Origin of the sequence: Streptomyces sp. MUSC 14, assembly GCF_001866675.1 — a bacterium.
Classification (GTDB): Bacteria; Actinomycetota; Actinomycetes; order Streptomycetales; family Streptomycetaceae; genus Streptomyces.
The window spans coordinates 56,236-76,844 of record NZ_MLYN01000061.1; the positions used below are offsets into that span (position 1 = coordinate 56,236).

Here is a 20,609-nt window from a genome sequence, read left to right on the forward strand (position 1 = left end):
CTCAGGTCCGGTCCTGTGTCCTGTCTTCGCCTGTCAGTCCGTCTGCCGGTCCGTCGATGAACCTGTCTCGTACCGTGCCGAAGACTGAGCGGCTCCGGAGCAAGGCGCTCGGTTGAGGTCGAACGGGGCGCCGCCCCCCAGGTCGGTCCGCCTAGAGGCCGCGCAGGCTCACCAGTACGGTTGGCGCACGACGAGCCTCGGCGTGCCCCACTCCACCCACAGGAACCCGGCGCCCATGCAGCAGAACCCGCCGACCAGACGTATCGCGGAAACGAGGGAAACCGCGCCGCCGCCGGATGAGACGCCAGGCGCCATCCCCGACAAGAGGCCGAGCGTGCCCCCGGTCGGCAGGCCGGAACCGCTCACGAGAGGCGAGGATCAGGCGGACAGGTCGCAAAGGTCATCGACGTAGGTGTGTGCGTCCAGCGCGGCCAGCGTCCACGGAAGGAAGATGGCCCGGTAAATGATGGAGGCCACGACCTTGTCGACGATCTGGTCGTCGCTGAAGGTGCTGCTGGGCCGACCGGCGAAGGCGGCCGCTTCCGCCCGGCGGTCGCGGAGGCAGTCCGACTCGCTATCGCCGGCCGCGGCGGCCCCTCCCCGAAGGAGGGCCGCGTTCACCGGCTTGCTGTAATGGGCGATCAACTCCTGTGCCCACGCGGTCGGATCGTCGCCCGTCTTCCTGGTGGCGCAATCGGTTCTGCGGCAGGCTCCGGCGCGAAACCGCCACCGGAGGCGGACCCGGCGCGCCCGACGGACTCGCCCCTCCCTCGACCGCCCTGGCACGGATGCGCTCGGCACGCGCTCTTGACCAAGGAGACTGCTAGAACCCCATGCGCACGCCGCCGTCGATCGACAGCATCACGCCTGTGAGGTACGACGCTGCGGGCGAGAGCAGGAAGGCGGCGCTGCGGCCGAACTCGTCCGGGCTTCCGTAGCGGCGCAGGGGTACACCGGCGATCGCACGGGCACGGGCGGCCTCCGCGTCGCCGTGCCGTGCGTCGAGTTCGCGCACCCGGTCGGTTTCGATGTGGGCGGGCAGGAGGCCGACGACGCGGATGCCTCTCGGGCCCAGCTCGTTCGCGAGGTTCTTCGCGTAGCCGGCCAGGGCCGGCCGCAGGGCGTTGGAGATCGCGAGGCCGGGAATCGGCTCGTACACGGAGCTGGACAGGACCAGGCCGATGACTCCGCCCTCGCCCAGTTCGCCGGCGGCGGCGCGGGAGAGCCGTACCGCGCCGAGGAAGACCGACTCGAAGGCGGCGCGCCACTGGTCGTCGTCGATGGTGTCCGATGTACCTGCCGGAGGCCCGCCCACACTGATGAGAACCCCGTCCAGCCGCTTGAAGGTCTCGTGGGCCGTGGCGATCAGCCGGTCCGGGGTCCCGGTGTCGGCGTTGTCGGCCACGACGCCGACCGCCTGCTCCGGCCCGCCGAGTTCCGCCACGGCAGCGGCCACCGACTTCTCGTCTCGGCCGCTGACGACCACCCTCGCCCCGTCGGCCACCAATTCGCGCGCGGTGGCCATGCCCAGCCCCCGGGTGCCGCCGGTGACGATGTACACGCGGTCCTTCAGTCCGAAGTCCATGATTGCTTTCCTCTCCGCTGGTCTCTTTGCGATCGTGCGAGCCTCGCGGCCTACAACATCGCCTTCTGGGGTTGCGTGGCGACGACGATGACGGTGGTGGTGCCGGCGGACAGAGCCGCCTTGAACTCCCGCTCCAGGTCCTCGGTCGTCTCCACGTCCACTGCGCGGCATCCGAAGCCCCGGGCCACCGAGGCGACGTCCAGCCCCGGCAGGTCGAGCCCCGGCACACCCGGGGTCTCCTCCAGCACGGCGAACGACTTGAGGATGGAGTACTCCTGGTTGCGCATGACCACGTAGACGATCGGGAGGTCGTGCTGAGCCGCCGTGTAGATGGCCTGCACGGAGTACTGGAAGGAACCGTCACCGATCAGGCCGATCACCGGCCGTTCGACGCCCCTGTCCCGGTCGCCCAGTGCGACGCCCACGGCGGCCGGGGTGCCCCAGCCGATGCCTCCGCTGGCCGTTGCGAAGAACGATCCGGTCCGGGTGGTAGGGAGCCACTCGATCTGTTGCGCCATCGTGGAGGTCGACTCGTTGACGATGACCGCGTCCGACGGGCGGACCCGGCTCAGGGTGGCGTAGACCTCCGGCGGGGTGAGCGGGGTGTTCGGCGCCTGGGGCAGCACGCGCGGGCGCGGCATCGGTTCCGGAGCGGTCCGTGTCGACCCCTCCGTGACCATGTCCAGGAGCAGCTCGATCGTCGTCCTGGGATCGCCCAGGAGGCTGTCGCCGACCCGCGCCGCCGCGGCGACCGCAGGGTTGCCAGTGATCTGCAGCAGTTCGGCGCCCTCAGGGAGATAGTCGCCGGGTACGTAGGGGTAGTAGCGGAACACCTCGGCACCGATCACGACCACCAGGTCGTGTCCGGCCAGCCGGTCGCTGATGGTCTTCACCGACATGCCCAGCGGGCCGCCGAAGAGAGGGTGGTCCTCGGGGAAGGAGGCACGGTCCAGCAGCGGGGCGCCGTAGACGGCCGCGCGCAGCTTCTCCGCCAGGGCCACGGCCGCGTTCCAGCCACCGGCGCGGTCCACCTCGGGTCCGAAGACCAGGGCGGGGCGACGGCTGGCAGAGATGCGCTCGGCGAACGTACGCAGCCGCACGGGGTCCGGGGCAACCCGGTCACTGACGGTGCGGGTCCGGGTGAAGCCGGCCAGGGGCCGCTTCCAGTCGTCCATCGGAATCGACAAGTAGACAGGGCCTGTCGGCGGCTGCAGCGCCTCGGCGTAGGCCCGCATGAACGCCTCCGGGACGTCTTCGGCGCGGGCCGGTTCGTACGACCACTTCACCCATGGCTTGGGCAGCGTGGTGGCCTCGCGGTTGCCGAGGTACGGATCGCCGATCACCAGCTCCCGGTGCTGCTGGCCGGAAGTGACGATCAGGGGCGTGTTTCCGTGGTAGGCCGCCACCAGGTTGCCCACCGCGTTGCCCACACCGGCCGAGGAGTGCAGGTTGACCAGTGCGGGGCGGCCGGTCACCTGGGCGAAGGTGTCGGCCATGGCGATGACGGACGCCTCCTGCAGTGCCAGAACGTACGTGAAGTCTTCGGGGAAGTCCTGCAGGAAGGGCTGTTCGGTGGAACCGGGGTTACCGAAGACGGTGGTGAGGCTCAGGGTCCGCAGCAGGTCGTAGGTCACGCTGCGGACGGTGGACGGCTCGGTCATGGTTTTCATCGACTTTCTTGCTGAAGCTGGGCTTCGGGTTCAACGGGCCTGCCGAAGGGGTGGGCGTTTCTCAGCGAAGGCTCGAATGCTTTCCTGAACGTCGCACGCCGTCCGTTCGGTAACGGCCTGCATGACGGCCGGGTCGGCTGAGGTGGTGGGCCAGAGCCAACGGCTCGGTCAGCGAGGGGCCGTCGGTGTGTCCCGTTCCGACTCGCGGGGGGTGTCAGGTGAGGCGGCGGAGGGTGTCGGGGGTGAGGTCGGCGAGGGTGGGATAGCCGTCGACGGCCATGATCAGGTCGGCCTCGGCGAGCAGGGCCCGCAGTACGTGGACGAGGCCGGCTTCGCCGCCGTGGGCGAGGCCGTATGCGTAGGGGCGGCCGACGCCGACGGCGGTGGCGCCCAGGGCGAGCGCCTTGACGATGTCGGCTCCCGTGCGGACGCCCGAGTCGAACAGGACGGGCATGTCGTCGGCGGCCCGGACCACGCCGGGCAGCGCGTCGAGAGCGGGCAGGCCACCGTTGGCCTGGCGCCCGCCGTGGTTGGAGCAGTAGACGCCGTCCACGCCGCCGTCCTTGGCGCGGCGGACGTCGTCGGGGTGGCAGATCCCCTTGAGGATCAGCGGCAGGTCGGTGATCGAGCGCAGCCAGGACAGGTCGTCCCAGGTGAGCGGGTTGCCGAAGATCCGTGCCCACTGGGTGACCGCGGCCTTCGGGTCGTCCTCCGGGCTGCGGGCGAGGCGGGAACGGAAGACGGGGTCGCTGGTGTAGTTGGCCAGGCAGTTCCCACGTAGCTGAGGGAAGTTGCTGACGCCGAGGTCGCGGGGGCGCCAGCCGGTGATCCAGGTGTCCAGGGTGACCACGACGCCCTTGAACCCGGCCTTCTCGGCACGGTGGACCAGGCTCTCGGCCAGCTCGCGGTCGGTGGGCGTGTAGAGCTGGAAGAAGCCCGGTGTGTCACCGAACTCGGCGGCGACCTGCTCCAGCGGATCGACGGTCAGGGTGGAGGCGATCATCGGCACGCCGGTGCGGGCGGCGGCGCGCGCGGTGGCGAGATCGCCGTGGCCGTCCTGGGCGCACAGCCCGATCACGCCGACCGGGGCCATGAACAGCGGCGAGGGAAGGCGCATTCCGAACAGGTCGACGGACAGATCCCGCTCCGTGGCCCCCACCATCATGCGCGGCACCAGACCCCAGCGGTCGAACGCGGTGACGTTGGCCCGCTGCGTCTGCTCGTCACCGGCGCCGCCCGCGACATAGGAGCGGACCGAGGCGGGCATCGCGGCCTGGGCCAGCGGCTCCAGTTCGTCGTACGTCATCGGGAAAGGCGGCACCACCCCGCGCAGCCCGGCCAGATAGATCTCGTTCTGATAGTCGCCGTAACTCATGCTCCGGCCCTCCTTCACGCTCGCCAGGTGCGGGCCTGTGCAGTCCACAATGGGAGAGTGACGCACGAAAGCCACCAAACGCAGGATTCTGACTCACGAGCCAGAGATGTGCAGGATGATGCACCGCCTCTGCTGACAGAGGACGAGCTGGCGCTCATCAACGCCCTGCAGCTGCAGCCGCGGGCCTCATGGACCGAGCTCGGGCGCGCCCTGGATGTCGACCCGGTCACCGTCGCGCGCCGCTTCGGCCGCCTCGCCGACCAAGGCGCCGCCTGGGTGGGCTTCTCACCCGGCCCACGCCTGTTCGAGCAGATCTGCGTGGCCTTCGTCGTGATCGACTGCGCCCCGGGAGCCACCGCAGAGGTCGCCCGGACGCTGAGCGTCCACTCCCACATGCTCACGATCGAGCGCGCCGCGGCCGGCCACGACATCCTCGCCATCGTCGCCACCCGCGACCTGATGGCCCTCTCTCGCTACACCCTCGACCTGCTCCCGCACCTTCCCGGGATCGCAGCCGTGCAGGCCCGAATCGTCACCCACATGTTCACAGAGGGCGGCCGATGGCGCATCGCCGCCCTGGGCCCCGACCAACGAGCCCAGCTGACCGGCCCGCCCCCGGCCCAAACTCCTGTCGCCCCGGGCGAGATCACCCACTTCGACCGCGCCCTCATCACCCGGCTCGCCCACGACGGCCGTGCTCCCTACCAGACCCTGGCCAACGATCTCGGCGTCAGCCTCAACACCGCCAAGCGCCGCACCGAACACCTCACCCGACGCGGCCTCCTACGATTCCGCTGCGACTTCGCCCGCCCCCTCGGCGGCTGGCCCGTCTCGGTCACCCTCTGGGCGAAAGTCCCACCCGCCGAGCTCCCCGAGATCGGCCACGCCCTCATCCGCCTGCCCGAAACCCGCAACTGCGCCGCCGTCACCGGCCCCCACAACCTCATTCTCCAGGCCAGCCTGCACTCCGTCAGCGACGTACTGCGCCTGGAGACCCAGCTCGCCACGGCCCACCCGAGCCTCGACATCGTCGACCGCGTCATCACCCTGCGCCAGGACAAGCTGCTCGGGCGCCTCCTGGACCCCCATGGCCGCTCTGCCGGTATCATCCCGCCCGACCTCTGGGCGGAGCCGAGGAGGTGACGAACCGAAGTCCGTTCCGGGCTGGAACCAATGGTTGGCTCGGGCGTGTCTGTGATCTTGTGTAAGTGCCTTGGGGTCATTGGGCGCCGGGCGTACGTCGGGGATCAGGGCGACGGCGAGCCGCACGACCTCGGCCGACTGCCGCTGCTCGAGGGCGCGTGGGTCTGGATTCCCGGCCGACGGCAAGTCACTACCTTGCCGACCATCCTGTACGCACGTTAGCGTGCCGGCCAGACCGTCATCGCTTTCCTCAGAACGTCGTAGGAGCCAGGTTCGCCGTCTCCCCGTCCGGTGCGAGGGTCGAGACCCAGGCGATCGGCCGGGGTACGACGACGGATGTGAGCAGACGGTAGAACGCCCCGGCTTTCAGGGACTCGGGCGAGTAGTCGACGCGCATGACAGCACCGTATGCCATCTGATCAGCGCCTCGTGGGCTCGCCCGCGCGGTGGGAGGTCACGCGCCCGGCAGCGGGCGCACGGTGAGGGTCTGCTGGGCCTGGCCGACCGGGCCGGTCAGGTCGTGCAGGACGGAGCTGGTCAGGCCCTGGCCGGTCGGGCCGAAGACGACCGTGGTGTCCAACCCGACCCAGTGGCCCTCCGGTTGGCGGTGGAGGTGGATCGTCAGGTCGACGTTGGGGAACATCCACTCGGCGGGCGAGCGTCGTACGGCGATGCCGTTGGCGGTGTCGATCAGGGCGACGTAGGACGCGAGAGGGCTGCTCGGTTCGCCGGCGACGAGGTCGAGGTGTGTGGAGATCCAGGCCGCGGCGCGGCCCGGTTCCGCGGGAGCGAGCGGCCGGAAGTCGACGGACGCGCAGTGTCCGCCGGGCCACACGGCGCCGAGCGACCGCGCGGTGATCGTGTCAGGCGGCGGGGTGAGCCGGGCGTCACCGCCACCGGCCACGGCACGGGTGTCCCCCTCGGCCAGCAGCCAGGCACGCGCCCGTACGGCCGTCCGCCCGGCGATGTCCACGGCCGCTTCGAGGAGTTCGATGGTGCGGCCGGGCCGGATCGACTCCACCCGGATCTCGCACTCGTCCAGCGCGAGCCGCCCCAGGATGTCGAAACTGATCCGGGAGACCAGCAGTCCGCCCGGCCGCGGCCGCTCGGCGAGATACCCGTCGATCGCGTGGACGACAAGACCGGCGAGCGGGCTGAAGTGCATCTCGTCGGTGTCCCACGCGCCGCTCGCGTGCGCCGTGGGCTTGTAGCGGTGCGGATCGATGCGTTCGAAGTAGCTCGCGGACAACGGGTGACTCTCCTCGGGGTGTCCATGATCGCGGGGCGTCGAGCAGGTAGATGCACCGTACATCCTGCTCGCGCCGCGCTCACGGGCCGGACTTGATCGCCTTCATGGTCAGATGGGAGTCGATACGCAGGACGCAGGGCTGTGCGCTGAGCTTGTCCACCAGGAAGGCCTCGTACGCCGCGTGGTCGGCGACGGCGACGCGGACGAAATAGTCCGGGCGGCCGTACATCCGGCGGAACTCGACGACCTCCTCGTATCCGGCCACGACGTCCTCGAACTCCAGGAACGTCGTGCGGTCGTTGGCGCTGACCTCGATGTCGATCAGCACCTCCAGCCCGCGGCCGAGCGCCTCGGGGTCCACCACCGCCCGGTATCCCGTGATGACACCGGCCTCCTCCAGCCGCTTGACCCGGCGCAGGCAGGGCGGTGGGGTCAGGCCCACCCGCTGGGCCAGCTCGACGTTGGTCAGCCGCCCGTCCCGGCGCAGGTGAAACAGAATGTCGCGGTCGATGGCATCCAGGCTCACTTCGTTGCGCATGAGGGCATTGTACGGACATTTTTGGCAACCATGTGACGCAAACTCTGTCCTAAAATGTCGCCATGCACATATCTCCTGCCGTCGGCCGTGGCGTGTCCCCCTCCTCGTCCGTGGCCGTCCCGCCGTCGCGGAGCCCCTCGGAGGCGCGGGCCGCGCTGCGGGACTCCGCCTCCGTGGGACTGGGTTTCGTCCCGCTCGGTGTCGCCTTCGGTGTCCTCGTCGCCCGCTCCGGCATCGACTGGTGGTGGGCGACCCTGTCCAGCGCGCTGGTCTACGGCGGCTCCTTCGAGTTCCTGCTCGTCGGGCTGGTCGCCGCCGCCGTACCGCTGGTCTCGGTCGCCGTCTCCGCGTTCCTGGTGAACGTGCGGCACGTCTTCTACGCCCTGTCCTTCCCGCTGGACCGGGTGCGGGGGCGGCTCGGCAAGGCATACGGCACCTTCGCGCTGTGCGACGAGGCCTACGCGCTGACCGCCGGGGAGCAGGCCCGTGCCTGGTCCGGCCGCCGGATCCTCTGGCTCCAGCTCTTCATGCACCTGTACTGGGCGGGTGGAGCCACGGCCGGGGCGCTGCTCGGGTCCCTCGTCCCCGACCGGGTCCAGGGCCTGGACTTCGCGCTCACCGCGCTGTTCGCCGTGCTGGCGCTGGAGGCCGTCCGCGACCGGCGGGGCGATCTGCCGACACCGGTGCTCGCCCTGCTCGGCGCGCTCGCCGCCCGGCTCCTCTTCCCGGGCAGCCTGCTCCTCGCCGCCTTCGCCCTGTTCACCGTCGGGCTCCTCGTCCGTCACCTGACCACCAAGGACAACCCGCGCCATGCCTGACACGCCGTACCTCGTCGCCGCGGTCCTCGTCTCCGCCGCCGTCACCTGGGGCCTGCGCGCCCTGCCCTTCGCCGTGCTCGGCCCGCTGCGCGCGAGCCGCACCGTGCGGTATCTCCAGTCCCGGATGCCCGCCGGGATCATGGTGATCCTGGTCGTCTACTGCCTGCGCGACCTGCCGGTCACCCGCACCGCCGTACTGGCCCCGCTCGCGGCGCTAGCCGTCACCGTCGGCGTGCACCTGTGGCGCCGCAACGCGCCGCTGAGCATCCTGGCCGGTACCGCGGTCAACGTGGCGCTGGCCAGCACGGTCTTCGCGCACTGACACACGTCGACCCGGGTCCGGCCTCGTCGGCGGTACCCGGGTCGGACGCGACGGGCTCAGGCGGCCAGGCGCTCCACGAGCTGTCCGGCCTTCGTGGCGGCCTCCTCCAGGGCGCGGTCGCGGGAGGCCTCGTACAGCGGGACCAGCTCGGCCATCGCCGGGTTCTGCGGGGCCATCGTCAGCTCCGGGACGATGAAGTCGACGTCCAGGCCGAGGCCCGCGCCGAGGGCGGCACCGAGGTAGTTGCGCACGTACTCGAAGTCCTCGCGCGGGGTGCCCGGCTCGTACGAGCCGCCGCGGCTCGCGACGACGGTCACCGGGGTGCCCTTGGCGGACTGGGTCTCGCCCGCGGTGCGGCCCATCAGGATGACGTTGTCCAGCCAGGCCTTGAGGGTCGAGGGGATCGAGAAGTTGTACATCGGGGCGCCGATCAGCACCGCGTCCGCCTGCTCCAGTTCCTCGATCAGCCGGACGCGCTCGGCGAAGGCGGCGGCCTGCTCGGGCGTGTGGGCGGCGGGGTCCACGAAACCGGCGGTGTGCGAGGCGGCGGTGATGTGCGGGACGGGCTGGGCGTTCAGGTCGCGGTAGACGACGGTGCCCTCGGGGTGCTGCTCCTCCCAGTGCTTGCGGAAGGCCGCGGTCACGGAGCGGGAGGACGAGATCTCGGCCGGGAACACGGACGAGTCGATGTGCAGCAGGGTGGCCATGGGGAACTCCAGGAAACGGATCAGGGCAGCCCGGCACGGACGTCCCGGGCTGAAGTTTCGTACCTAACTATGAATAACACAGGGGCTTACTTTTTTTCACCTCCCTACGGTGAAGTAGTACCCTGATCACATGGCGGCGGAGCAGAACCACGACGGTGAGATGTGCAAGCGGGTGGACGACGGCATCACCCGCGTCTTCCAGCTGCTGGGAAAGCGCTGGAGCGGTCCGATCGTCTCCGTCCTGGTGGATCAGCCCGCGCACTTCGCGGACCTGCGCCGGGCCGTCCCCGGCATCAGCGAACGCATGCTCTCCGACCGGCTCGCCGAGCTCGGCGCCGCCGGCCTCGTCGTGCGTGAGGTCGACGAGGGCCCGCCGCTGCGCGTCTCCTACCGCCTGACCGAGGCGGGGGCCGCCCTGGAGCCCGCGCTGCGGCAGCTGGGAGACTGGGCGAAGACCCATCTGCCGGACGCGCCGCGGTGTCCGGGCGCGGCGTAGCGGGAGCGCCCGGCCGGGGGGTACGCGCAGGAGTGGGCCGAGGGGGACGTGCGTGACACTGGGACTCGAAGACCGGCTCGCCATCGGCGAGTTGATCGCACTGCACGGTCATGTCGTGGACGACGGACAACTCGACCGCATGGACGAGCTGTTCACCCCGGACATCGTCTACGACGTGTCCGACTTCGGCCAGGAGCCCCTGGTGGGTCTGGCCGCCGTCCGGGATGCGGCGCTGGCACTCGGAGACGGCAATCCCGTCGCGCACCACGTCACCAACATCGTCGTGCGGGAGGAGGCGGACGGCCGGGTCCGCGCCCGCTCCAAGGGGCTGGGTGTCCGGGCGGACGGCACATGCGGTTCCGTCACCTACGACGACGTCCTCGTCCGCACCCCCGACGGCTGGCGGATCAGCCACCGCACCCTGACCGCGCGACGCGTCCCCCTGAACGGCGTGCACCGGTCCGGGTGAGGCGCGTACGGGGGTTGTCCCCAGGCCCGGTGCACCGGGCCTCCGGATGGTGCGGCAAGGGGCGCAGCGGCGACGGTGGAGTCCCGCGTGCACCGAACCGGAAGGACCCCATCGTGCGTACCCTCACGGCCACCGTCGCCGTCCTGACCCTCGCCGCCGGAGCCGTGCCGGCCGCGGCCGCCGCCGCGTCCGGCCCGTCCGGCACCGACGGGGTGTGGCGCGTGGACGGCTACGGCACCGTCCTCGTCGCCGGCGGGGGAGTGCTCCAGGAATATCAGACGACGTCCGTCAGCTGCCTCAAGGGCGACACCTCGCGGCAGACCGGACCGGGCACCTACCTGACGGCCGACGGCTCGGTGCTGACCGTACGGACCCTGCACGACCGGGAGCACGCGCTGTTCGCCGCCGACAGCTCGGTGGGCCACCGGCAGCTGCGCCGACTGCCCGCCCTGCCCGCCGACTGCGCACGCCCGGCGTCCACCGACCCGCGCACCGCTTTCGACGTCTTCTGGCAGACCTTCGAGGAGAACTACCCCTTCTTCGCCGCCAAGGGCATCGACTGGCACGCCGTACGCGACCGCTACCGGCCACTGGTCCACCAGGACACCACCAAGGACCAGCTCTTCGGCATCCTCAGCCGGATGGTGCGCCCCCTGTACGACGCCCATGTCGTGGTCGCCGACGGCCAACGGCATTTCGCCGAGGTGCGCCCCGGTACCGAGGCGCCGAGCGAGGAACTCGACGCGAAGGTCAAGAAGTTCATCGTCGCCCGTGACCTCGAGGACGCCTCCCACCGCCAGGACTTCGGCGCCGGCCGGATCACCTACGCCGACCTGCCGGGCGACCTCGGCTACCTGCGCATCTCCGGCTTCGGCGGATACGCCGGCAAGGACGCGCCGTACACCGCAGAACAGGCCGAACTGGACCGGGCGTTGGACACCGTGCTCGACACCGGGCGGACGAAGCGGCTCAAGGGGCTCGTCATCGATCTGCGTGTCAACGGCGGAGGGGCCGACAGCCTCGGCATCCGGATCGCCCAGCGGCTGACGGACACGCCGTACACCGCGTACGCCAAGCGCGCCCGCAACGACCCGGCCGACCCCGCCCGGCACACCCGGCCCGAACCCGTGCCCGTCGTCCCCGCCGACGCGCCCCGCTACACCGGCCCCGTCGCCGTCCTCACCGGCGGCTCCACGGTCAGCGCGGGCGAGACCTTCACCCAGGCACTCATCGACCGGCCCGGACGGACCGTGCGCATCGGGCAGGCCACGCAGGGCGTCTTCTCGGACGTCATGGTGCGCCATCTGCCCGACGGGCTCGCCTTCACCCTGCCGAACGAGGAGTACCTGACCCGCACCGGACGCACCTTCGACGGCACCGGCGTACCGCCGCAGCTGACCGAACCGGTCTTCACCAAGGACGAGTTCGCCAAGAACCGGGACTCGGCCTTCGACCGGGCCGTCAACCTGCTGGGCGGCCGCGGCTGAGCCGGCTCAGTCCACCGGCCAGGTGTGCACCGGGGCGTTGAGGTGCATGTAGTCGATGTAGAGCTGGGTCATCCGGCGCAGTGTCTCGTGGCGGCTGGCGTGCGTGGTGGCGTCGAGGTGGTGGACCGTCTCCTTCTGCCACACCGCGCCGTTGCGCGCGGTCACACAGCGCTGCTCGATGATGCCGAGCAGCGGCTCGCGCCACGCCTCGTCCATGCCGGAGAGCGCGAGTCCCCGGTGCGCCAGCGGCAGCAGCCGGCGCAACACCAGTTCCGGCACCGGGACTTCACCCATCCCGGGCCAGTACAGCAGAGCCTCGATGCCGTGCCGGGCGGCGGTGTGCAGATTGTCCTCGGCCGCCGCGAACGACATCCGCGACCACACCGGCCGGTCCTCCTCGGTCAGGGCCCGGGTGAGACCGTAGTAGAAGGCGCCGTTGGCGAGCGTGTCGGCGACGGTCGGGCCGGCGGGCAGTACCCGGTTCTCCACCCGGATGTGCGGCACCTCGTGCGTGACGGCGTACACGGGTCGGTTCCAGCGGTAGATCGTGCCGTTGTGCAGGGTGAGTTCACCGAGCTCGGGGACGTCACCCCGGTCCAGGGTCTCGGCCGGGTCCTGTTCGTCGCACAGCGGGAGGAGCGCCGGGAAGTAGCGCAGGTTCTCCTCGAACAGGTCGAAGACGCTGTTGATCCACCGCTCCCCGAACCACACCCGGGGCCGTACGCCCTGCACCTTGATCTCCTCCGGGCGGGTGTCCGTGGCCTGCTCGAACAGCGGGACACGGGTCTCGTGCCACAGCTCCTTGCCGAACAGGAAAGGGGAGTTGGCCGCGAGCGCCACCTGGACGCCGGCGATCGCCTGGGCCGCGTTCCAGTAGGCGGCGAACTCCTCGGGGGATACCTGGAGATGGAACTGGGTGCTGGTGCAGGCCGCCTCCGGGGTGATCGTGTCCGCGTAGGTCCGCAGCCGGTCGGCGCCGTCCACCTCGATGCGCAGGTCCTCGCCCCGGGCCGCGAAGATCTGGTCGTTGAGCAGACGGTAGCGGGGGTTCTCCGACAGCGCGCCCTCGCCGATGTCCTCCTGGCGCAGTGTGGGCAGGATCCCGATCATGATCAGCCGGGCGCCGACCGTACGGGCCCGCTCGTCGGCGTGGTTCAGCGCGGCGCGGATCTCGCCCTCCCACGCGTCGGGGCCGCCCGCAGTCAGCCGCCGGGGCGGGACGTTGATCTCCAGGTTGAACCGGCCCAGTTCGGTGGACCAGGCGGGGTCCGAGACCGCCTGGAGCACGTCGCTGTTGCGCATCACCGGCTCGGCGTCGTCGCCCACCAGGTTCAGCTCTATCTCCAGGCCGACCTGGGGCCGCTCGGACTCGAACCGCTGCTCGCGCAGCATCTGCGCCAGCGCGTCCAGGCAGCCGTGCATCTTGATCCGGTACCGGCGGCGGTCCTCGCGGGTGAAGACGAGCGCCGGGACGTCACGTCCCATCGGCCCTCCAGGAGTCCCGGGGTCGGTCACGTCTCCACCCAGCGTCGCACCATCGGACGACACCCACCAAGCGGGCGGAACCCCACGGCGGGCGGCTCTCGGATGAGGCCGAGGCCGAGGCCGGCGCCAGGTGGGCGCGGCCCGGGTCCCCGGGGGCGGCGAGACCGAGATCCCGGCAGACCGCCGTGCACAGTGCGTGGTCGCAGCGGACGCGTTCGGTGAGCGCGGCGTTGCCGTTGAGGTGCGCCGCGATCGTCGCCCCGGCCTCGGGGTCCGCGAGGACCAGGCAGGCACTGCCTCCGGTAGGCCGAACGTACGTGGCGAACAGTGCCGGCCGAAGTCGAACGTGTACAGCATCAGCCCGAGTCCCCACCGCACCGGCACGCCCATCGCCTCGTCCACGGCGTCCGCCGGGCGCGCACGAGGGCCGCGCAGGTCTCCTCGCGCAGCAGCCGACGGCCCCGGTGCAGACCGCCGGTGCGGACGACCTCGGCGGCGACGGCCGCCCCGCCGCAGGAGCCGGCCACACATGCGCCGTGGCAGCCCTCGGCGACGGCGAAGGCGGCGACGCGGGCCGCGAGCTCGGCGGGGCCGAGGTACGGCACCTGCACCACGCGGGCACCGGGCGGGCCGCCGAGCGCGGCGCTCAGCCCGAGCGGCTCGGTGACCTCGGTGCGCAGGAAGTCCGCGAAGGCGGTACCGCTGCGGCGGGCCACGATCTCCCCGAGCAGCAGGTACCCGGCGTGGCCCAGATGGGCCGCCCGCTGCCCGGGGATCCGGTCCGGGTCGGCGTCCGTGGCGCAGATCAGCGCGATGAGCTTGTCCCAGCCCTGGTCGAAGGCCCCGCCCGCGGCCCGGTCGGCGGCCCGCAGCGGCGCGGTGTGGCTCCATGGATGGCGGACCGTGACGGCGTCCCGGCCGCCCCCGGTGAACTCCGGCAGATGGTCCCGCACGAGGTCGTCGGGGCCGAGCAGACCGAGTTCCCAGGCGCGGGCGAGGGCCGGGCCCGCCGGGAGCTCGGAGACGGAGAACCACGGCACGCCCGAGCCGGCCGTGAGGGGCACGCCCGGCGATTCCTCGCCGAGCGCGAAGTCCATGACGGTCCGGCGGTGCAGCAGTTCCCGCGCCTGTACGCCCGTGCAGGTGCCGGCCGTTACCTCTTCCTCGGCGAGGGTGCGTGGGTCCGGCACGGGCCCGACCCTGCGCCGGACTCGCCGTGCTCAGGCGTTCTTCCGAGCCACCGCGCCGTAGAAGCCGATCTCCTCGGAGCCGGCCGGCGGGGTGGTGTCGGGGCGCCAGAACGGGACCTGGGTCAGGCCGGGTTCGACCAGTTCGAGGCCGTCGAAGAACCGCTCGACCCGGTCGCGGGAGCGCAGGTTCATGGTGGCGGTGGCGCTCTTGTAGACGGCCTCGGCGTCGCTGCGGTCGTCGGCGAAGTCGCCCGTCGCGTGCGACAGGACGAGGAAGCTGCCGGCCGGCAGTGCGTCGCGCAGAGTGGCCACGATCCGCTCGGGACCGTCCGCGTCACGGATGAAGTGGAGTATGGCGACGAGGAACAGGGCGACCGGCCGGCCGAAGTCGATGACCCGGCGGACCTCCGGATGATCGATGACGGACTGCGGATCGCGCAGGTCGGCGAGGACGATGCTGGTCGTGCCGGCCCGGCTGAGCAGCGCGTCGGCGTGCGCCTTCACGATCGGGTCGTTGTCGACGTAGGCGACACGCACGTCCGGTGCCAGCTGCTGGGCGACCTCGTGCACGTTCGGGGAGGTGGGCAGTCCGGTGCCGATGTCCAGGATCTGGCGGACACCGGTGTCGACGACGTAGCGCACCGCACGGTGCAGGAAGGCGCGGTTGGCGCGCACGGAGATCCACACCTCGGGGGCCGCCGCGGCGAGCTGGTCGCCCGCCTGCTGGTCCACCTCGTAGTTGTCCTTGCCGCCCAGGAGGTAGTCGTAGATGCGCGCGGGATGCGGCTTGCTGGTGTCGATGCGCACGGCCTGGCCGCCGTCCTGAGTCACAGTGGGCTCCTCTCCCCGACCGTCACGGCCTCGGTCCCGTGAACGATTGGCCAAAGCTTCCCATATCAACTACCCCGCTCGTGCCCACAGTTCCCGCTGCCGACGGCTGTGCCCGGGGCTGCGCACGGACGTGCTGATAGCTTGCCGGAGCCAGTCGAGCCACAACCGAGGCCAGGGAATCCGGTGCGAATCCGCAACTGACGCGCAGCGGTGAGGGGGACGGGCGGGGCACACCATGCCACTGGGAGGGACCGGGCCGCCGGAAGGGCTGACGCCGAACCCTGCCGGGAAGGCGCCCCGGCCGGACGAACCCGAGTCCGAAGACCTGCTGGCACCTTCGCGCCGCCGGGTGCGGAGGACGTCCGTAGGCCAGGCTCCGCGTACGCGTCCGGCATCCGAGGCACATCCGTGTTCAGGCCCTCGTGTACTGGTTCTCCGACTCCCGCCCGCCCTATCCGGCCGGCTGCTGCGGCGCGCCGGGCATCATCACCCGTGCCGTCGGCGCGCAGAACGTCTTCGCGGACACGCACGACGAGTGGCCGCAGATCAACTGGGAGACCGTGGCCGACCGCGACCCCGACGTCCTCGTCCTCGTCCTCGGCGACCTCACCCGCACGATGCAGACCGCGGAGAACGCCCGGGCCAAGGTCCGCTTCCTGGAGACCGACCCCGCCACCCGCAACCTCACGGCGGTGCGCAAGAAGCGCTACGTCCTGCTCAGCGGGCAGGCGATGAACCCGGGCATCCGGACCGTCGAGGGCATCGAGCAGGTCGCCGCCGGGCTGCGTACGTTCGGGCTCGTCAAGTGAGCCTGCGTACGGCCGCGTCGGCGGGAGCCGGGCTCACCGCCCTGGTGCTGTCCGTCGCGTTCGCCCTGACCATCGGCCCGGCCCAGATCTCCGCGTCGGACGTGTGGGCGTCGGCCGCCGCCCGTCTCGGGCTCGGGGAGAGCGGGTTGGCGCCGTTGCGCGACGGGATCGTGTGGGACCTGCGGATGCCACGCACCCTGCTGGCCGCCGTCTGCGGCGCCGGGCTCGCGGTGTGCGGGGCGGTCATGCAGTCCCTGCTGCGCAACCCGCTCGCCGACCCGTTCGTGCTCGGGGTGTCCTCGGAAGCCTCGACCGGCGCGGTCGCAGTCGTCGTGCTCGGTGTGGGCGGGGGAGCGGTGTCGCTTTCGGCGGGCGCGTTCGGGACGTCGTCGCGCTCGGCCGGATCCCGCACCGCCGCGCCTGGGCCGCCCCCGGCCCCGCCGACACGCGGGCCGTCACCGAGGCACTGGACCGCACGGGTCTGACCGACCGCGCCGGACAGTCCTGGCACACCCTGTCCGGGGGCGAACGCCAGCGCACCCAGATCACGCGTGCCCTGGCCCAGGAGCCCCGCGAACTGCTCCTGGACGAACCGACCAACCACCTCGGCATCCAGCACCAGCTCGACCTGCTGGACCTCGTCGCGAGCCTGCCGGTCACCACGGTGATTGCCCTGCACGACCTCAACCTCGCCGCGTTGTACTGCGACCGGCTGCTAGTGCTGCACGACGGCCGGGCGGTCGCCGAGGGCCCGCCCGGCGCGGTCCTGACCAGCGACCTGATCAAGCGGGTGTACGGCGTCGACGCCGAGGTCATCACCGCGGACGGCCACCCGGTGATCCGCTTCCTGCGGCGCGGCGGTCAGCGATCGGAGCCGCCCCGGCACGGACCGCGGGGCGCCGGGCGGCGCGGGTGGCACGGGCGGGTGGGAGAGGGCGGGGAACTACCCGAGCGCATGGATTGATCGCTCCCCGCCCCCCGGTGGGTCGGCCCGCCTCGGCACGTCGTCACGGACAGGGAGGGGCGACTCGGCGACCGGTCGGACGAGGCATCGACCCACCGATCTTGTTCAGACCCTCCGCCACCGGACGCGCGACGGCCAGCGGAGCCGGGCCGCCCGGGTGACGAGGGTTGTCCGGGTGACGAGGGGCGCTCGGCGGGCTGGTGTTCAGGCGGGGCCGGGGGACCCCGGGCGCTCCTCGTCGGCGCGCCGCTCGACGGAACGGTGCCCGGCGGGGGGCCGCCAGCCGCCGGAGACCTCCTTGACCGGCTTGTGCGGGAAGCGGCGCTCGGCGTACCGCTGGGCGTCGGAGCCCGGCAGCACGTAGAGGGTCTCCGCCTTGTCCTGGAGCGGGCGCAGCACGGTCTCCAGATAGGCCTTGCGGTCGTCGAGATAGGGTCCCAGCACGTCCTCGCCGGCGGGGCACACAGCCAGGCAGTAGCCGGACTTGTAACTCGGCTTGAACGCGAGGCTCTGCCACATCGAGGCGTTCTCGGGGTCGGTCACCCGCGAGCGGAAGTCGGCCGCGTCCGCACTGTCGGCCACGGTCTGCACCCAGTCGGTGAAGCCGCTCATGAACTCCCGGTAGTTGTGGGTCGTGCAGGCCAGCGCGTCGAACGAGCCGTCCTTGCCGATGGCGCCGATCGGACAGGCCGCGACGCACAGCTTGCAGTCCACGCAGGGGCTGTAGTCCAGCGGCCGGCCGTACGCGCTGACCGGGGCGTCCACGAGCACGGTGGCGAGCAGCACGAAATTGCCGAACCGGGGGTGGATGACATTGCGGTGCAGCCCCATGACGCCCAGGCCCGCGGCCACGGCGACCGTCTTGTGCGCGACGACCCAGATACGGCCGGGGAAGTGCTCCATCTCCTGCGGGAACCCGGCGGACGGATTGAGCGCGCGATGGCCGGCGTCCTCCAGGGCCCGGACCACCCTGCGGGCGGCGGCGTTGACCTGTTCGTCGGTCTGGTGGAACTCCTGGTTGGCCACGCTGCGCGCGGGCGAGCGGGTGTTGGCACGGTTCATCCGGACCATGAGCGAGACCAGCGCGCGCGTGCCCGGCAGGGCGGCGAGGACATGGTCCCGCTCCCCGGCGAGGTCGGGGTGGTCCAGGCTCACCGCCGCCGCGTCGTCCGCACCGGCCTCCAGACACAGCGCGCGCAGCCAGTCCGCGTCGATCACCGGTGGCGGCGGTGCCGGAGCGGCGTTCGCGCGGGATGCCAGTACGGCCCGTACGGACGGGTGGGCGGCGAGGCGGGCGGGCAGCTTCCGGCTTCCCGCCCCCTCGGCCGTGCGCTGCTCGCGCATGCGGCCTCCCCTGCTGAGTTGGAAAATCAAACTTACCCCGGGAAGAGTAGCGGGAGAGGGTGGCGGGGGGTGGCTCCGGTTCGTGCTTGAAGTTGGAAACCGATCGGTTTACCGTGGGAGAGGCCGATGGGAAACCGATCGGTTTTCACTCGTGACTTCCCCTGGAGACGACATGACCGTGATCAAGAACTCCGTCGCCCTGGTCACCGGCGGCAGCCGGGGCCTGGGCAGGGCGCTGGTGGAGGAGCTGTACGCGCGCGGAGCCGCCAAGGTGTACGCCACGGCCCGGGACCCGCGCACCGTGACCCATCCGGACGCCGTTCCGCTCGCCCTGGAGGTCACCGACCCGGCCTCCGTCGCCGCGGCCGCCGCGCAGGCGCAGGACGTCAACATCCTGATCAACAACGCGGGTGTCTCGCTCGGTGCGCGCTCCTTCCTCGATGCCGAGATCGACGTCGTGCGCCGTGAGTTCGAGACCAACTTCTACGGCCCGCTCCTGGTCACCCGGGCCTTCGTCCCGGTCCTCGGACGCAACGGCGGCGGACACCTCCTCAACGTGCACTCCGTGCTCTCCTGGATCGGGGTCGCCGGCTCCTACAGCGCCACCAAGGCCGCCTTCTGGTCCCAGACCAACTCCCTGCGCCTGGAACTGAGTTCGCGCGGCATCGGGGTGACGGGACTGCACGTCGGCTACATCGACACCGACATGGCCGCGGCCGTGGACGCCCCCAAGTCCGCACCGCACGACGTCGCCGCCCTCGCGCTCGACGGCGTCGAGACCGGGGCGTACGAAGTGCTCGCGGACGACCTCACCCGGAACGTGAAGGCGGGCCTCTCCGGCGAACTGGCGGCAATGTACCCGCAGTTGGCCGGGTAGCGGCACGCCGCCGGCGCACCCTCGGGCCGCAGGGCGGCCCCGGCGCGCGGTGTGGATGTCCGAGCCCTCCGCGCCTGCCGCCCTCCCTCCTCGATACGATCATGCTCGTACCGATGGAGCAGGCCCGCCCCGTCCCCGGACGCGCGCCGGGGCGCGGTGGCGGGGCCGGTGACGAGGGGAACTGAACCATGGAGTACGCAAAGCTCGGCGCGAGCGGCCTGGAGGTCTCGCGGCTGGCGCTCGGATGCATGAGCTACGGCGTCCCCGACCGGGGTCCGCACCCGTGGACGCTGGATGAGGACGCCGCCCGCCCGTTCATCCGCCAGGCCCTGGACGCGGGGATCACCTTCTTCGACACCGCCAACATGTACTCGGCCGGTACCAGCGAGGAGATCGTCGGCCGGGCGCTCGGCGAGATGGCCCGGCGTGAGGACGTCGTGATCGCCACCAAGGTGTTCTTCGAGGTGGAGAGCGGCGCGGCGCGCAGCGAGCGGCCCAACCGGTCCGGGCTGTCCCGCAAGGCGATCATGACCGAGATCGACCACAGCCTGCGCCGGCTCGGCACCGACTACGTGGACCTCTACCAGATTCACCGCTTCGACCCGCACACCCCGGTCGAGGAGACGATGGAGGCCCTGCACGACGTGGTCAGGGCGGGCAAGGCCCGCTACATCGGGGCGAGTTCGATGTACGCCTGGCAGTTCGCCAAGCTCCAGCACACCGCCGAACGGCACGGCTGGACCACGTTCGTCAGCATGCAGAACCACTACAACCTCCTCTACCGCGAGGAGGAGCGCGAGATGCTGCCGCTCTGCGCGGACCAGGGCGTCGGGGTGATCCCGTGGAGCCCGCTCGCCCGAGGGCGGCTCACCCGGGACTGGGACGCCGCCAGCGCCCGCAGCGAGTCCGACGCCGTACTGAGCAAGCTCTACCAGCCTGACGACAAGCGCATCGTCGACGCCGTCACGGCGATCGCCGAGAGCCGCGGTGTCCCGCGTGCCCAGGTGGCCCTGGCCTGGGTCGCCTCCCGTCCGGGCATCACCGCCCCGATCGTCGGCGCCACCAAGGCCCACCACCTTAAGGACGCGATCGCGGCCCTGGGCCTGCGGCTCACCGACGAAGAGGTGCAGCGGCTGGAGGAGCCGTACGCACCGCGAGGGATCAGCGGCCACTGAGCCCGCGCGCCCTCGCCGGGCACGCCCGTACGAGCCCGTCCTGACGCCCGCCCGTCCGGTCTCCGGACAGGCGGG

The 20,609-nt window shown here is 71.4% G+C and carries 19 protein-coding genes, 4 pseudogenes and 1 riboswitch; of the genes and pseudogenes, 11 read left to right on the forward strand and 12 right to left on the reverse strand.

Annotated elements, in window-relative coordinates; all coding sequences use genetic code 11:
* Positions 1-378: 378 nt before the first annotated feature.
* The 4 genes from BIV25_RS35480 to BIV25_RS35495 form a co-directional block, all read right to left on the reverse strand.
* The gene (locus BIV25_RS35480; protein WP_177235528.1) at positions 379-645 is read right to left on the reverse strand and encodes a hypothetical protein; all 267 of its coding nucleotides are present in this window, start codon (positions 643-645) and stop codon (positions 379-381) included.
* 178 nt (positions 646-823) lie between these two features.
* Positions 824-1,585 (reverse strand): SDR family oxidoreductase, encoded by a 762-nt coding sequence (locus BIV25_RS35485; protein ID WP_071376626.1) that lies wholly within the window; start codon positions 1,583-1,585, stop codon positions 824-826.
* A gap of 50 nt (positions 1,586-1,635) precedes the next feature.
* A complete protein-coding gene (gene mdlC / locus BIV25_RS35490) occupies positions 1,636-3,246 on the reverse strand; it encodes a benzoylformate decarboxylase (protein WP_071376627.1) in 1,611 nt (536 codons plus the stop codon).
* Positions 3,247-3,469: 223 nt separating this feature from the next.
* Positions 3,470-4,630 carry an alpha-hydroxy-acid oxidizing protein gene (locus tag BIV25_RS35495; RefSeq protein WP_071376628.1) on the reverse strand — a complete coding sequence of 387 codons (1,161 nt, stop codon included), beginning with the start codon at positions 4,628-4,630 and terminating at the stop codon, positions 3,470-3,472.
* A gap of 108 nt (positions 4,631-4,738) precedes the next feature.
* Between BIV25_RS35495 and BIV25_RS35500 the strand changes: the two genes are divergently transcribed.
* The gene (locus BIV25_RS35500) at positions 4,739-5,773 is read left to right on the forward strand and encodes an Lrp/AsnC family transcriptional regulator (RefSeq protein ID WP_107486499.1); all 1,035 of its coding nucleotides are present in this window, start codon (positions 4,739-4,741) and stop codon (positions 5,771-5,773) included.
* Positions 5,774-6,026: 253 nt separating this feature from the next.
* Here BIV25_RS35500 and BIV25_RS48155 read toward each other — a convergent pair.
* The 3 genes and pseudogenes from BIV25_RS48155 to BIV25_RS35515 all read right to left on the reverse strand — a co-directional run.
* Positions 6,027-6,170 (reverse strand): annotated as a pseudogene (locus BIV25_RS48155) (flavin reductase family protein); the annotation flags it as partial.
* A 57-nt stretch (positions 6,171-6,227) separates the two neighbouring features.
* Positions 6,228-7,085: a thioesterase family protein gene (locus BIV25_RS35510; RefSeq protein ID WP_071376630.1), complete on the reverse strand. Its 858-nt coding sequence runs from the start codon at positions 7,083-7,085 to the stop codon at positions 6,228-6,230.
* A 16-nt stretch (positions 7,086-7,101) separates the two neighbouring features.
* Complete coding sequence (locus tag BIV25_RS35515; protein ID WP_071376631.1) at positions 7,102-7,560, reverse strand: Lrp/AsnC family transcriptional regulator; 459 nt, start codon at positions 7,558-7,560, stop codon at positions 7,102-7,104.
* 62 nt (positions 7,561-7,622) lie between these two features.
* On the opposite strand from BIV25_RS35515, the gene BIV25_RS35520 reads away from it, so the two are divergent.
* Positions 7,623-8,378, forward strand: coding sequence for an AzlC family ABC transporter permease (locus tag BIV25_RS35520; protein WP_079177079.1), 756 nt, complete (start codon positions 7,623-7,625; stop codon positions 8,376-8,378).
* Positions 8,371-8,700: a branched-chain amino acid transporter permease gene (locus BIV25_RS35525; protein ID WP_071376633.1), complete on the forward strand. Its 330-nt coding sequence runs from the start codon at positions 8,371-8,373 to the stop codon at positions 8,698-8,700. The genes BIV25_RS35520 and BIV25_RS35525 overlap by 8 nt, the downstream gene beginning before the upstream one ends.
* A gap of 56 nt (positions 8,701-8,756) precedes the next feature.
* Here BIV25_RS35525 and BIV25_RS35530 read toward each other — a convergent pair whose 3' ends face one another.
* The gene (locus BIV25_RS35530; protein WP_071376634.1) at positions 8,757-9,407 is read right to left on the reverse strand and encodes an FMN-dependent NADH-azoreductase; all 651 of its coding nucleotides are present in this window, start codon (positions 9,405-9,407) and stop codon (positions 8,757-8,759) included.
* 130 nt (positions 9,408-9,537) lie between these two features.
* Between BIV25_RS35530 and BIV25_RS35535 the strand changes: the two genes are divergently transcribed.
* The 3 genes from BIV25_RS35535 (at position 9,538) to BIV25_RS35545 (ending at position 11,859) form a co-directional block, all read left to right on the forward strand.
* The gene (locus BIV25_RS35535) at positions 9,538-9,903 is read left to right on the forward strand and encodes a helix-turn-helix domain-containing protein (RefSeq protein WP_071376635.1); all 366 of its coding nucleotides are present in this window, start codon (positions 9,538-9,540) and stop codon (positions 9,901-9,903) included.
* A 52-nt stretch (positions 9,904-9,955) separates the two neighbouring features.
* Entirely contained in the window at positions 9,956-10,372 is a 417-nt protein-coding gene (locus tag BIV25_RS35540; RefSeq protein ID WP_071376636.1) for a nuclear transport factor 2 family protein, read from the forward strand.
* Positions 10,373-10,485: 113 nt separating this feature from the next.
* Positions 10,486-11,859 carry a S41 family peptidase gene (locus tag BIV25_RS35545; RefSeq protein ID WP_071376664.1) on the forward strand — a complete coding sequence of 458 codons (1,374 nt, stop codon included), beginning with the start codon at positions 10,486-10,488 and terminating at the stop codon, positions 11,857-11,859.
* Positions 11,860-11,865: 6 nt separating this feature from the next.
* Here BIV25_RS35545 and BIV25_RS35550 read toward each other — a convergent pair whose 3' ends face one another.
* The 3 genes from BIV25_RS35550 to BIV25_RS35560 all read right to left on the reverse strand — a co-directional run bounded on the left by BIV25_RS35550 (position 11,866) and on the right by BIV25_RS35560 (position 15,365).
* The gene (locus tag BIV25_RS35550) at positions 11,866-13,344 is read right to left on the reverse strand and encodes a glutamate-cysteine ligase family protein (RefSeq protein ID WP_071376637.1); all 1,479 of its coding nucleotides are present in this window, start codon (positions 13,342-13,344) and stop codon (positions 11,866-11,868) included.
* 356 nt (positions 13,345-13,700) lie between these two features.
* Positions 13,701-14,534: a serine hydrolase domain-containing protein gene (locus BIV25_RS35555; protein WP_071376638.1), complete on the reverse strand. Its 834-nt coding sequence runs from the start codon at positions 14,532-14,534 to the stop codon at positions 13,701-13,703.
* A gap of 30 nt (positions 14,535-14,564) precedes the next feature.
* On the reverse strand, positions 14,565-15,365 hold the full coding sequence (locus tag BIV25_RS35560) for an SAM-dependent methyltransferase (RefSeq protein ID WP_071376639.1): 801 nt from the start codon (positions 15,363-15,365) through the stop codon (positions 14,565-14,567).
* 134 nt (positions 15,366-15,499) lie between these two features.
* A riboswitch (cobalamin riboswitch) is annotated at positions 15,500-15,713 on the forward strand.
* 68 nt (positions 15,714-15,781) lie between these two features.
* Here BIV25_RS35560 and BIV25_RS35565 point away from each other — a divergent pair.
* From BIV25_RS35565 to BIV25_RS35575, 3 pseudogenes are all read left to right on the forward strand, one after another.
* Positions 15,782-16,174, forward strand: a pseudogene (locus tag BIV25_RS35565) (ABC transporter substrate-binding protein); the annotation flags it as partial.
* A pseudogene (locus BIV25_RS35570) lies at positions 16,171-16,554 on the forward strand (iron chelate uptake ABC transporter family permease subunit); the annotation flags it as partial. The pseudogenes BIV25_RS35565 and BIV25_RS35570, both read left to right, overlap by 4 nt.
* A pseudogene (locus BIV25_RS35575) lies at positions 16,551-17,138 on the forward strand (ABC transporter ATP-binding protein); the annotation flags it as partial. The pseudogenes BIV25_RS35570 and BIV25_RS35575, both read left to right, overlap by 4 nt.
* A gap of 204 nt (positions 17,139-17,342) precedes the next feature.
* Here the strand turns inward: BIV25_RS35575 and BIV25_RS35580 are convergent.
* A complete protein-coding gene (locus BIV25_RS35580) occupies positions 17,343-18,482 on the reverse strand; it encodes a (4Fe-4S)-binding protein (protein WP_256256711.1) in 1,140 nt (379 codons plus the stop codon).
* A gap of 172 nt (positions 18,483-18,654) precedes the next feature.
* On the opposite strand from BIV25_RS35580, the gene BIV25_RS35585 reads away from it, so the two are divergent.
* Entirely contained in the window at positions 18,655-19,359 is a 705-nt protein-coding gene (locus tag BIV25_RS35585; RefSeq protein WP_071376640.1) for an SDR family oxidoreductase, read from the forward strand.
* Between the two features lie 188 nt (positions 19,360-19,547).
* Entirely contained in the window at positions 19,548-20,534 is a 987-nt protein-coding gene (locus tag BIV25_RS35590) for an aldo/keto reductase (RefSeq protein WP_071376641.1), read from the forward strand.
* Positions 20,535-20,609 lie beyond the last annotated feature (75 nt).